Annotated in this window: 11 protein-coding genes; 4 read left to right on the top strand and 7 right to left on the bottom strand. The window is 63.1% G+C overall.

The features are described from left to right. The first annotated feature begins 174 nt into the window (after window positions 1-174). Together M6D32_RS24645 and M6D32_RS24640 are read left to right on the top strand one after the other, a co-directional pair. On the top strand, window positions 175-1,197 hold the full coding sequence (locus M6D32_RS24645) for a homoserine O-succinyltransferase (RefSeq protein WP_298261224.1): 1,023 nt from the start codon (window positions 175-177) through the stop codon (window positions 1,195-1,197). 13 nt (window positions 1,198-1,210) lie between these two features. Further along, window positions 1,211-1,969, top strand: a complete 759-nt coding sequence (locus M6D32_RS24640; RefSeq protein WP_298261222.1) for a polysaccharide deacetylase family protein — start codon at window positions 1,211-1,213, stop codon at window positions 1,967-1,969. Window positions 1,970-2,112: 143 nt separating this feature from the next. On the opposite strand, the gene M6D32_RS24635 is transcribed toward M6D32_RS24640, so the two are convergent. The 7 genes from M6D32_RS24635 to M6D32_RS24605 all read right to left on the bottom strand — a co-directional run bounded on the left by M6D32_RS24635 (window position 2,113) and on the right by M6D32_RS24605 (window position 11,251). Beyond that, window positions 2,113-2,919, bottom strand: coding sequence for an enoyl-CoA hydratase-related protein (locus M6D32_RS24635; RefSeq protein WP_298261220.1), 807 nt, complete (start codon window positions 2,917-2,919; stop codon window positions 2,113-2,115). Window positions 2,920-2,934: 15 nt separating this feature from the next. Continuing rightward, window positions 2,935-4,479, bottom strand: coding sequence for an AMP-binding protein (locus tag M6D32_RS24630; RefSeq protein WP_298261218.1), 1,545 nt, complete (start codon window positions 4,477-4,479; stop codon window positions 2,935-2,937). Next, window positions 4,472-4,993 carry a (2Fe-2S)-binding protein gene (locus tag M6D32_RS24625; RefSeq protein WP_298261216.1) on the bottom strand — a complete coding sequence of 174 codons (522 nt, stop codon included), beginning with the start codon at window positions 4,991-4,993 and terminating at the stop codon, window positions 4,472-4,474. Before M6D32_RS24625 ends, M6D32_RS24630 begins: the two co-directional genes overlap by 8 nt. Next, complete coding sequence (locus M6D32_RS24620; RefSeq protein WP_298261214.1) at window positions 4,990-5,802, bottom strand: FAD binding domain-containing protein; 813 nt, start codon at window positions 5,800-5,802, stop codon at window positions 4,990-4,992. Before M6D32_RS24620 ends, M6D32_RS24625 begins: the two co-directional genes overlap by 4 nt. After that, window positions 5,799-8,798 (bottom strand): molybdopterin cofactor-binding domain-containing protein, encoded by a 3,000-nt coding sequence (locus tag M6D32_RS24615; RefSeq protein ID WP_298261236.1) that lies wholly within the window; start codon window positions 8,796-8,798, stop codon window positions 5,799-5,801. Before M6D32_RS24615 ends, M6D32_RS24620 begins: the two co-directional genes overlap by 4 nt. A gap of 130 nt (window positions 8,799-8,928) precedes the next feature. Beyond that, window positions 8,929-9,771 (bottom strand): AraC family transcriptional regulator, encoded by an 843-nt coding sequence (locus M6D32_RS24610; protein WP_298261212.1) that lies wholly within the window; start codon window positions 9,769-9,771, stop codon window positions 8,929-8,931. 70 nt (window positions 9,772-9,841) lie between these two features. Beyond that, window positions 9,842-11,251, bottom strand: a complete 1,410-nt coding sequence (locus tag M6D32_RS24605) for a UbiD family decarboxylase (RefSeq protein WP_298261234.1) — start codon at window positions 11,249-11,251, stop codon at window positions 9,842-9,844. Window positions 11,252-11,468: 217 nt separating this feature from the next. On the opposite strand from M6D32_RS24605, the gene M6D32_RS24600 reads away from it, so the two are divergent. Both M6D32_RS24600 and M6D32_RS24595 read left to right on the top strand, forming a co-directional pair. After that, window positions 11,469-12,062, top strand: a complete 594-nt coding sequence (locus M6D32_RS24600) for a UbiX family flavin prenyltransferase (protein WP_298261210.1) — start codon at window positions 11,469-11,471, stop codon at window positions 12,060-12,062. Next, window positions 12,059-12,595, top strand: a complete 537-nt coding sequence (locus M6D32_RS24595) for a TIGR02444 family protein (RefSeq protein WP_298261208.1) — start codon at window positions 12,059-12,061, stop codon at window positions 12,593-12,595. The genes M6D32_RS24600 and M6D32_RS24595 overlap by 4 nt, the downstream gene beginning before the upstream one ends. The last annotated feature ends 134 nt before the right edge of the window (window positions 12,596-12,729 follow it).

Genomic DNA, 12,729 nt, shown 5'->3' with positions numbered 1-12,729 from the left:
TCATCGCAGATCTCGATCAGGCCCTGGCCAAGGCGAGTGCGCAGGCTGCCCGGTTCGAAGCAGCGGAATGAACTGACTAGTGCGGTGAATTTGAAGTTCCTATCAGTTTCGCGGCAACCTCGTCATAGGAACTTCAAATTCCAAACCGCACTAGGATCACATAATTGGCGCGACATGACCGTTCTGTTGGAAAAACGGCGACTGATCGTCAGTCCCGGCCTCGCACCGGCGCAGCAGCGGCGAGAGGACAAGTTCGGCCATCCGAAAGACGTCGACGTCGACCTCACGATCGGCCTCGTCAACAACATGCCGGACACCGCGCTGCAGGCGACCGAGCGCCAGTTCATGCGCCTGCTGAGGCAGGCAGCCGGCGACATCAGGATCGATTTTCACTGCTTCTCCCTGCCGTCGGTGCGACGCTCGCAATCGACGAAAGGGCGCGTCGAAACGCAATATACCGATATCGCCGACCTCGACCGGTTGCCGATCGACGGGCTGATCGTTACCGGCGCCGAGCCCTACGCCGCCAACTTGAGCGACGAAGCCTATTGGCGCGATCTCACCGACGTCATCGACTGGGCGAAGCACAACACGCGATCGACGATCTGGTCCTGCCTCGCCGCCCATGCCGCGGTGCTGCATCTCGACGGCATCGAGCGCAAGCGGCTCGAAACCAAGTGCTCCGGCATCTTTGACTGCATCAGCGTCTCGTCTCACTGGCTGACGGGCGGCCTTCCAGCCCCCTTCAAGATTGCACATTCGCGTCTCAACGAATTGCGCGTCGAGGATCTCTCGGCAAACGGCTATCAATTGCTGTCGCGATCGGGCAAAGGCGGCGTCGACAGCTTCGCCAAGGATTTCGGCAGTCAATTCATCTTCTTCCAGGGACATCCGGAATACGAGGCGCTGTCACTGGAACGCGAATATCTTCGCGACATCGCCCGTTTTCTCGCCGGTGAACGCGACCGCTATCCGGGCATTCCCGTCGGCTATTTCGACGTCGAGACCGAGCAGAAGCTCGCCGCCTTTGCCATGCGCGCGCAGACCGAGCGGCGACCGGCACTGAGCGCGGAATTGCCCGCGCGCAACCTTCGGCAGGATATCGCAACCGGCGCGGCAGCAGCCGTGATGTTCCGCAGCTGGCTCGATTTCCTGTTCGAGCGCGCTCGAACCGCGTCGCCAGAAGCAAGCGTTTGATCGGGCGACGGAGATGACCGCGCAAACCCACTGGCCCGACCTGAAAGCACGTGCCGAAAACCGCTTGTCACGGCATTTCTGCGCGACACCGTTCACGCTGCGCAACCAGCAGCCGATCGTCAGTTTCACCTTCGATGATTTTCCCGAGAACGCGGCCTCGGCCGGCGGCCCCATTCTCGACCGATATGACGCCAAAGCGACGTTCTATGTCGCCGGCGGCGAGGTCGATAAATGGTCTGGCCATTGGCAAGGCGCGCGCGCCGATACCATCGTGGACTTGCATCGGCGCGGCCATGAGATCGCCTGCCACACATTTTCCCACGTGCGCACGTCCGACCTCGATGCGACACGCCTCGCCAGCGAGATCGAGGAAAACCGCCGTTACCTGCTCGGCCTCGACCCTTCGATGAGAATCGAGAACTTCGCCTATCCTTACGGCCTGGGGTCCGTGTGGCGCAAGAACCAGCTGGCAAGGACATTCCAGTCCTCACGCGGCATCATTCCCGGCATCAACAGCGGCACCGTGGACTTGCAATATCTGCGCTCGACGCCACTGATCAATGGCCTCATCGACGGCGATGGCATCGATCGTGCGCTCGACGAACTCGCCGATGGCAACGGCTGGCTGATCTTCTACGGTCACGATGTCGCGGCCGAGCCGAGCCCCTTTGGCTGCACCCCGGATCTGTTGCGGCATGCGCTCGATGCCGCAGCAAAGCGTAACATTGCCGTCATGACCGTCGCTTCTGCGCTGCGCGCCGCGGGCCTGTAGGTCTCTACCGATCGAGGCTTCGCGCGCTCAGCGGAAATTGCCGCCGGACATCGCGCCCGCGGGCGGCGCGACTTCAATATCCCTGGTCTCCGCAACCGACATTTTTCCCCCTCCAAATTTTCCCTTGGAACTACGACTTAAATTCAGTGCCCCGTGAATTTCGGCGGCCGCTTGGCATTGAATGCCTCGACGCCCTCCTTGAAGTCATCCGACTGGCGAAGACGGCTGTAGCAATGACCTTCAAGTTCGATCGCGATCGACAGCGTCGAGTCCTCGGTATCGTTGAGAAGTTTCTTCGCCGTCCGTTGCGCCAGCGGCGCGAAGGTGCGCAACTCATCGACCAGCTTGTCGGTCGTCTTCTCAAGCTCGGCATCAGGTACGCACTCGGTCACGATGCCCCAGTCGAAGGCTTGCTTCGCCGAAATGCGCTTGGAACGCATCACGATGTCCCTGGTGCGGGTGATGCCGATCATCTTCTGCAATCGCGCCGAGCCGCCGGAGCCCGGGATTTGCCCGAGCTTCTGTTCCGGGAGCGCGTACAGCGCAGTCTCGGAGGCGAGGCGGAAGTCGCAGGCGAGCGACAACTCGAAGCCGACGCCGAAACAATAACCGCGATTGGCAACGATCACCGGCTTGGAGCAGCGCGCCGGCGAGGCGATATTCCAGGCGAGCTTGGAAACTGTTTCAGGAGTGGCCTCCATGAAGCCACCGATATTGCCGCCTGAGGAAAAATGCTCGCCGACCGAGCGCACGACAATCACGCGCACCCGCGCATCCTCGTCCAGCGTCTCGAATACCAGGCGAAGCTGGTCGCGTTCCGGCATCGAGACAACATTGAGCGGCGGCCGATCGAGAATGATGTCGGCGCGCTCATGCGCTTCGTCGATCTCGACCTGAAAGCCGTCCAGCTTGGTGAGCCTCGGGTCTGCGAAGGTATAAGCGGAAGCCATCGTGTTTCCTTTCTCTTAGGCCGCGCTGGACGGCGGCGCGTGTTCCGGCTGATAATCGCCGGCGACAAGCAGGCGACGGAGCAATTTTCCAACCGGAGATTTCGGTAAAGAGTCGACAAAGACGAAGCGCCGCGGGCGCTTGAAATCGGCAAGCCCCGACGTGCGGCAGAACTGATCGAGTTCGGTGTCGCCGACCTGAACCTTGCGCTTGACAAAGGCGGTGACGACCTTGCCCCATTTTTCGTCCGGCAGACCGACGACGGCGACTTCCAGCACGGCCGGATGCAGCGAGAGGCAGCTCTCGATCTCGACCGGCGAGACATTTTCGCCGCCGGTGATGATCATGTCGTCGGCGCGGCCGGTGACAAACAGATCGCCGTCGCGATCGACGAAGCCGGTGTCGCCGGTAAAATACCAACCCTCGCGCAGGGCTTTCGCGTCGGCTTCCGGCCGACGCCAGTATCCATCGAAGGATTCATCGCTTGCCAGGCGCGCAATGATCTCACCCTCCTCTTCTGGCGCGGCGAGATCGGTCACCGAGGCCGCGTTCAACTTAACGACCCTGATTTCCTCGTTGATCCCGGCCTTGCCCGCCGATCCCGGCTTGGCCGGCGCATTCTGGTCGATGGTGAAGGTGTAGATTTCCGAGCTACCGTAGTGATTGACGAACAGATCGGGCCGGAATGCCCCGTCGAGCTGCTTCAGCAGGCCGTCCGTCATCGGCGCGCCGGCAAAGCCGAGCTTTCGCACGCTCGATACATCGGTCGAGGCGAACTCGCGGGCGTAAACCAGATCGTGGTACAGCGTCGGGACCAGATAGAGATTGGTGACCTTTTCTGCCTCGATCAGCGCCAGCGCCCTCCTTGCGTCATAGCGCGGCAGGCACACGAACGTGCCGCCGATCAGCGACATTGCGATCAGCGAGCGCACGCCCATGGTGTGATAGAGCGGCATGACACCGAGCGTCCGTTCGCCGCGGCGGTAGAGATTTTGTGCCACATGGGCGACGCCGGCGGCGCGTTCGGCGCGATGCCGCCGCGGCACGCCTTTCGGTCGCGATGTCGTGCCGGATGTATAAAGCATGACCGACCAGTCTTCGGCGCCGGCGCGAGGCGTCGCGTCCGCGGACGGTTCGGCGACGATGCGCGAGAAGGCGATCACGCCGGCGTCGTCATAGCCGACCGCGATGCGCGGCAGGCTGGGCGCGCGCTTCGACCTGGCGACCGCCTGCGCCGAAACGTCCTGGTAGACGACGGCGCGCGCTTCGGAATTTTCGATGCAGAAATCGAGTTCGTCATCCTTGGCGCGCCAGTTCACCGGCGTGATCACAAGGCCAGCGAGTTGGCAGGCCCAATGCAGGGTCGCGGCCGCCTCGCAATTCTGCAGCACGGTGACGATGTGGTCTCCACCCTTCAGCCCGATGCGGTCGAACGACGCCACGACGGAGGAGATGCGCCGATACCATTGCGCATAAGTCAGCCGGACATCGTCGTGAACGATGGCCAGCGCATTTGGATCGCGCGCGACGCTGCCGATAAAGCTGGTTCCCAAATCAAGCATCGGATTTCTCCTTCGCTGGCTCGCCTGCCAATTCCGCGGCGGCTTCCATGGCCGCGCGCAGGATTGGCGTGTATCCGGTGCAACGACACAGATGCCCCGTCAGGAGATCGCGGACTTCCTGCTCGCTGGGCTTCGGAACTTCTCGCAGGAAATGATCGAGCGACATCAGGATCCCCGCGGTACAAAATCCGCACTGCAATGCGTGATTTCGTTTGAACGCCGCCTGCAGCAGGCCAAGGCGATCGGGCGCAGGCGCAAGGCCCTCGACCGTCCGTACCGCGCAGCCATCGACTTGGACCGCCAGCGTCAGACAGGCGCGTGCCAGTTTGCCATCGATCTCGACCGTGCAGGCGCCGCAAACCCCATGCTCGCAGCCGACATGGGTCCCGGTGGCGCCGATCTCGTGACGCAGAAAGTCGGTAAGGAGCATCCGAGGCTCAGCGTCGCCGCTGCACGGCTTGCCGTTGAGCATGAGCCGAACGGCGTGATGCTGATCCGCAGGCAGGCGGCTCATGACAGCACCTCCCGGATCAGCTCGGCACCGAGCAAACGAACCAGATCGCGCCGGTATCGCGCCGAGGCATGCACGTCGTCGCGGGCATCCAGCTCGTAGGCGAACGTATTCAAGACGTCATCGAGCGCGCCCGATTCGAGCCGGGGAAACTCCCGCGTCACCGGCATGTCGGCGACGCCGCCGATGGCAAGCCGAACGCCTTTGTCGGTTGCGACCGCCGCGCAGGCGACAATGGCGAAGTCGCCGTGCCGGCGCGCGACCTCGCGAAAGGCGCAAGCGCGCTGATTGGCCGGCAGCGAAATCGCCTCGATCAGTTCATCGTCGGCTCGGGCGGTCACCATCATGCCGGCAAAGAACTCCCCGGCCGGAACGCGACGTCGCTTTTTGGTGCTGCGCAGATGCACTTCGCCGCCAAGCGCAGACAGCACCAGCGGCAATTCCGCGCTGGGATCTGCATGCGCGATTGATCCGCATACCGTGCCCCGGCTTCGGGTTTGGACATGACCGGTCCAGGGCAGCGCCTGGGCCACCAACGGCAAGGTCTTGCCAAGTTCAGGCCACGCCAGCAGCGTCGCCTGACGCACGCCGGCACCGACCGTCACGCTGCCGCCCTTGCGTTCGATGCGCGCTAGCTCGGGAAGGCGCATAATGTCGATCAGTGTCTTCGGCCTGGCGAGACGCATGTTGAGCATCGGCATCAGCGACTGTCCGCCGGCGATGATGCGCGCGTCGCCGCCCTCGCGGGTGAGCCCGTCCAGTACTTCGTCGAGATGTTCGGCGCGGACATAGTCGAAGGCGGCGGGCTTCATGGCGCCCCCCCGAACCATCGCCGCAGGCGCGCGAACCACGAAAGCCCGCCGGATGCCGGCTCGCCGCCACCAGCCTGGCGCGCCAGGGAAACAAAGAACTGCCCGATGATGACCCTTGTGGCACCATCCAGAAGACGACCGCCGATGCTCGCGACCTTGCCGCCGATGCCGGCTTCATAAGTGTAGTGGATCGTGGTGCCGCCATCTGGCGTGGGGCCAAGCGTGATACGGCCCTCGCCGTTGCCAAAGCCGAGCCCGCCCTCCGCGCTGCCCGTGAGCGTCACGGCCTTTGGCGGATCGAGATCGGATAGCTTCACTTCGGCGCGGTAGCGTCCTTTCACCGGGCCGATGCCGAGCGTTACATCGGCGCGGAAGTGCGTGCCGGAGATCTTTTCGACGCCATGGCAGCCGGGAATGACGGCGGCGAGCGTGTTGGGATCGAGCAGCATGTCCCAGACCTGCTGCGCATTGGCCTTGACGACCGCCTCGCCCTCGCCGCGCAGCTTGCGATCGCCGCCGCGCTTTGCTTGCGTTGAGGAGGTCCGGCGTGCTGGTGGCGCCGGCTCGGCGCCGCGAACAATCTCGGCAAGTTTCGCAGGCACCAGCGGCAGCACGACATCTTTGGCACCAATCGCATCGGCCACTGCATTGGCAATGCACACCGGCGTCGACATGCAATTGCCTTCGCCGACGCCTTTCGATCCGAGCGGCGTGAAAGGCGACGGCGTCTCCATGTGCAGGATAATCGGCGTCGGCACTTCCGCCACGGTCGGCAGCAGATAGTCGGCCAGCGTCCCCGTCAGGAAGCTGCCGTCCTCGGCATAGGCATATTCTTCGTAGAGCGCGGCACCAAGCGCCTGCGCAAAGCCGCCGCGCACCTGCCCGTCGACCATGGCCGGATGCAGGATGGTCCCGCAATCGTGCATGGTGACATAGCGATCGATCCGCGTCTGCAGCGTGGTGCGATCGACCTCGACGCCGCAGAAGTCGAAAATGAAGCCGTGGCACAGCGAGGAGTTGATCTGGTCATCCTCGTCGGGCGCGGTCAGTTCCGGCGGCGTCCAGAACACGGTCTCGCGGATGGTGTGACCGACGCCGTCGGGCAGCGCGGCCGGCGACCAATGGCTCAGCGCGGCAATACGCGAGAACGAAATCCTGTTGTCGGGATTGCGCTTCGATCCGACATGACCGTCCACGAAAGCAATATCGTCGGTCTCGGTATTCAACTGGCTAGCCGCGACGCGGCGCAATCGTCCGGCGATGCGCTCGGCGGCGAGCTTCGCCGTGCCCGCGACCGCAGGCGCAAAGCGACTGGCATAGTTGCCGGAAGCGATCGACCAGGCATCCTTGGCGGTATCGATCTCGGTGTTGACGCGGATGTCCGAAGGCTTCAGGCCGAAGACGTCGGCAACCACCTGCGACAGCACGGTGCGGTGGCCCTGCCCTTGCGGCACGGACGCGACATGAACGCTGACACTGCCGACCGGATCGATCGCGATCGTTGCAGTCGCCTGCGCGCCGTTCTTCGGTCCTGCCTTGCGACGCTCGGCCGGCGTCAGGACGGTCGTGATGTAACCCATGTTGGAGACGCTGGGTTCCACCACCGCGGTATAGCCGATGCCGTAAAGACGCCCCTCCGCGCGCGCCGCTTGACGTCGGGCTTTCAATTCCGCAAGCCCGCCCTCCTGCGCGCCCCGCCGCAATGCTTCCTGATAATTGCCGGAATCGAGCAGGGCGCCGCTTGCCGTCTTGTAGGGAAATGCATCCGCAAGCACGAGATTGCGCGTGATCACGTCGAGCGGATCGAGATTGAGCTCGACGGCGATGCGCTGAACCAGGCGCTCCAGCGCGAAATAGACTTGCGGTCCGCCAAAACCGCGGTTCAATCCGGTCGGCGTCTTGTTGGTGACGACGACACGGTTGCGGATTTTCAAATGCCGGATGTCGTAGGCGCCGGTCAGATTGCCATGCATGCGGTAGAGCGTGGCGGGCTCGGGCGCCCTTAGGTGTGCGCCACAGTCTTCGATCTGGTCCCAATCGAGCGCGAGGATGCGGCCGTCTTCTGCGACTGCGGCGACCAGCGAAACCGCGCGATTGGTGGCCGAGACGGAGGCGGTCAAATGTTCAAGCCGGTCCTCGATCCATTTCACGGGACGCCCAGTTGCCTTGGCGGCGGCCGCGATCAGGACAATGTAGGGGAATACGCCCTGCTTGACGCCAAAGCTGCCGCCGGAATCCGGCGGCGTGCGCAGGCGCAGACGATTGCCCGGAACCCGCAAGGCGCGCGACAGCACCGCGTGAATGCTGAAGGGTCCCTGGAAATTGGCGAGCACATCGTAGGCGTCATCACCGGGGTTGTAGTCGGCGACCACGCCGTAGGTTTCGATCGGCGTGCAGGAATTTCGGGGATAGCTGACGTCGATGCTGATCCGATGCGGCGCTGAGGCAAAGGCGCTTTCGGGATCGCCATAGCGAAACGAGCGATCGCTCGCGACATTGCCGCCAAACCCATCGTGCAGGACCGGGGCCTCGGGCTTTACTGCGGCACGCGGATCGACCACGGCAGGCCGCACGTTATAACGCACGTCGATGAGATCGACGGCGTCTTCGGCGCGGTAGCGATCGGCCGCCACGGCGATCGCCACGGGTTCGCCGACATAGCGCGCGCGGCCAACCGCCATCGGCCAGCACTCGACCGGCGCCTTGACGCCGACCACGAGGCTCGACGTCAGCGCCTTGATATCCTCGCCATGGAGAACAGCGACGACGCCGCGCGAGCTCATCGCCTGCGACACATCGATCGAAACGATGTCGGCGTGGGCGTGCGGGGAACGCAGAAAAGCCGCATGCAGCGTGCCGGGATGAACGCCGATATCGTCCATGAAGCGGCCACGCCCGGTGAGCAGCGTCGCGTCCTCGACGCGCGCAATCGATTGGCCGACCCAAGGCGAGCCGGGATCAGGACGACCTTTGGCTGAGCTGGTGGCTTCCACCATCCCGTAGCGCTTCTCCGGCACAAATGACCTGCGTCACGAAATGCTATTCAGTGGTGTTCGGAGCCCGCAATACCGGGTGATCTCGAAACTTACCATCCCGTCTCATTCGTTGAAGATGTGCGGCGCAATATCAACTGGCGAGACGTGAAACGCTTCGGAACTCGCGCGGCGAGACCCCGGCGTGGTTACGGAAAAAGCGGGTGAAATGGGCAGGCTCGGCAAACCCGAGTTGATGGCCGATATTGGCGACGCTTGCAGACTGATGCAGCACGGCATCGACCGCCTTCTCCATCCGCACAACATTGAGATAGACCTTCGGCGGCACGCCGACGGACGCCTCGAACAGACGGAAAAAATGCGCGCGCGACAGCCCGGCTTCCCGGGCGAAGGTCTCAAGGGCGGCGGCGCGTCCGGTTTCCGACCGCATGGAAGCAGCCACTTTGCGGATACGCCAATCGCCGGCGCGGGCGCTCATTTCCCGGATCGAGGCCGGAAAGCTTCGCCACGGCGTAAAACGCTCGATCACTGCGATCATCAGATCCGACAGCAGCGCCTCGTGCTCGGCGCGCGCCTCCGGACGAGCCATCATGTCGGCGGCCAAATTCATGGCGAGTTCGCGGATATGCGCGGAGACCTCGCCGGAAGGATGGCTGAAGAAGCCGGGGGCGCCGCTCGCCGCCCAGCCGGGCCGGAACACTGTCAGCCACTCCGGCTCGATATAGAGCGCGAGGATGATCGTGCGCGGCCGCTCCGGATAATGAACATAGGAGTGAGGCTGCCAGCCGTTCACCAGGACGGCGGCCTTGTCGGTCAGCGGATAAACCTGGTCGCCGACGATGAATTGAGTATCCGCGCCCTCGACTTTCAGCAGCACATGGCAATGCGGATGGGCGTGGCGCACCAGCGACCAGTCCATATCGAGAAGCGCAACCCGCCCAAAGGCTCCGTGCGCAATCCGCAGTGCCGTCGACATCGAAACTGTTCCCGATAGCGCGCTCCGCGCGCCGCTATTCCAGTTATATGATGACGGCCCGTACTTGCCGTCAACCTGCGACAATCCGTGCAAAGGCTGCTTTCGGATCGCCCTCGAGCGCCTTGCCGAGGTCGACGTTCTCGATGCCCTTGACCTGAATGCGCTTGAATTCCATCGCGTCGGTCGACAGCGGCTTGGTGGCGTCGATCCCCATCTTGGCGCTAATGCCATTGTCCGAGGACGGATCGAGCTTCGATCCCTGCGCGCCGGAAACGAGGACGAGGTCGCGGTCGGCCTGAAAGCGGGTCGCCACCGCCCATTCGATTTCACGCTCGTCATCGATATTGACATCCATATCGACGACGACGACCTGCTTGATGTCATAGTGACCGCCGAACGCACCCATGATGATGTTCTTCGGTTCGCCATTGCTTTTCTTGTCGATCTTGACGGCGAGGTGATAGCGGCAGGCGCCCCCTCTGGTAAGACGCACGTCGCGCACAGACGGAAAACTTCGTTGCAAGTGCTCGAGCAGCGTCGCCTCGCGCGGAATGCCGCCGAGCAGGAGATGTTCGACGCCGCCGCCGGTAATGGTGTGAAAGATCGGCTTCTTGCGATGGGTGATCGCATCGACCTGGATCACCTCGCGATCGGCGCGCGACCCATAATATTGCGGGAATTCGCCAAAGGGGCCCTCAGGCTCGCGCACTTTCGGCAGAATGCGGCCTTCGATGACGATCTCAGCATGCGCCGGCACCCGGACGCGATTGGTGCGGCACTTCACCATCTCGATCGGACGGCCGAGCAGCGCGCCTGCGATTTCCATTTCGTCGCTGTCGAGGGCTGCGATCGCTTGCGAAGCAAGGATGCAGGCCGGATGCACGCCGATGGCGAGCGCAATCTCGAGACTCTCGCCGGCCTCCTCCGCCATCCGGAAATAATGCAGGGTGTGCCGGGGCAACAGCAATACGCCGATACGGTCGGGCCCGCTGACCTGACAGCGGTGGATCGAAACGTTCTGGATGCCGGTCTTCGGATTGCGCGCGATCAGGAGCGCTGCCGTGATGTAGGGACCGCTGTCGTGCTCGTTGTGTTTCGGAATCGGTAGTTGTTTCAGAAGATCGACCTTCTCGTGGACGACCTCCTGCACTGGGCCGGCCGCGACCTCGACCCATGGGAGCGGGTGGCGCACGGCATTCTGGAAGGTCGACAGCAGCTCGTGAGCCGGCACGCCGAGCGCATCCGCGATCCAGCCACGATCGGCGAAGAGATTGGCAATCACAGGGATCTTGTGCTGGCCGGGCTCTGGGAACAGCACCGCGCGTTCGTTCTCAAGCTTCTTGGCGATCGCCGCCAACTCGTCGATCAGCGAAACGCCCTTGTGCGCGACCGCCAGGCGGTCGGTGCCGGCAAGCTGGCGCAGCCAGTCGCGCAAATCGGGATGCGCCGCCTCGCCTGTATTGGAACGCCTTGCCTCCATCGCCTGCTCCCTCGCCTCATTCTCGGAACGATCGCCCACGGGATTAAGGCCGATGGGTGTGACGCGTTCCTTACATCCGCTTCGTCGCCGATTTCAATCAAGCTAACCCATGGCAGCAAGCTCCGAAAGACCTGCGCGACTGCGATCAGCTTAACGCCGCGAGGAGACTATGCTAATGCGGCCGAAGCTGTTTTTGACCTAACCTAAATTCATTCAGATGACCTCACATCCGAAGCGATTAATCGTCGGCTTGACTGGCGCCTCCGGCGCGATCTATGGCGTCCGGCTGCTCAGATTGTTGCAGGAGACCGAGATCGAAACCCATCTCGTGATGAGCCGGTCGGCCAAGATCACGCTGACGCAGGAGACGGACATCGATGTTGCCGAGGTTTCGGCGCTCGCCAGCGTGGTTCATCCGGTCGACAATATCGGCGCCTCGATCGCCAGCGGATCGTTCAAGACCATGGGCATGGTGATCGCACCGTGCTCGATGCGAAGCCTCGCGGAGATTGCAACCGGCGTCACCTCTTCGCTGGTCACGCGCGCGGCCGACGTCGTGCTCAAGGAACGCCGCCGTCTTGTGCTGATGGTTCGCGAAGCGCCCCTCCATCTTGGTCATCTGCGCGCGATGACGGCGGCGACTGAAATGGGCGCGATCGTCTACCCGCCGGTTCCGGCGTTTTACGCGCGGCCCGCAAGCCTGGAGCAGATGGTCGACCATACGCTTGGACGCGTGCTTGACCTCTTTGAGATCGAAAACACGGCTGTCAGCCGCTGGGGCGGCCTGAACTCGATCAAGAACGGCGAATGAGGTCGGCGCCCGAGATTGCAGCCGAAAGCTGGGCTTTCGCTCTCGCCATCTATGTCCGGCCCGGCGTCGCAGAGGCCTGCCTCACCTTGCAAAGCGAATTGGGCGTCGACGTGATGCTATTGTTGATGTCGGCATTCGCGGCGGTCAAACATCGGATTCCGTTGACGGCGGACGAGATCAACGCACTGGACGCATCCTGTCGCCCCTGGCGCGAGCAGATTATGCGAAAGCTGCGAGCCATCCGCACCGAATTGAAGACGGGACCAGCGCCGGCGCCGGGCAGCGCGACCGAACCATTCCGTTCGCAGGTGAAGGCGCTCGAACTTGAAGCCGAAAAAATCGAGAATCGGCTGTTGGCCGAATGTCTGCCGTTGAGGCAAGCGCAGCAAGAGGTAGTGCGGCCGGACCAGCTTCGCGGCGTTCTGACTGACGTCGCGATGCACTTCGCCAGACAGCGAGGAACCAAGCTCAACGCCAGTCTTTCTTCATCGATCGAGGTGATCCTTGAGGCGGCCATGCAGGATGCGTCCTGACCCCGCGACGTGAAGGGTTTTGCGCTTTCACCTCCCAAGGTGCGGAATCCTTCTCGAATGGGTGGGTTGCGAGGATTGGCGCTTGATCTTGCAGCGCCTCTCAGCAAACTGCGCTCCGTGCGATCAGGCGCCTT

The organism is Bradyrhizobium sp. (genome assembly GCF_027307225.1).
In the GTDB taxonomy this organism is placed as follows: domain Bacteria; phylum Pseudomonadota; class Alphaproteobacteria; order Rhizobiales; family Xanthobacteraceae; genus Bradyrhizobium.
The sequence above is the reverse complement of the archived record's forward strand: the minus strand, read 5'-3'. Positions and strand labels throughout refer to the sequence as shown.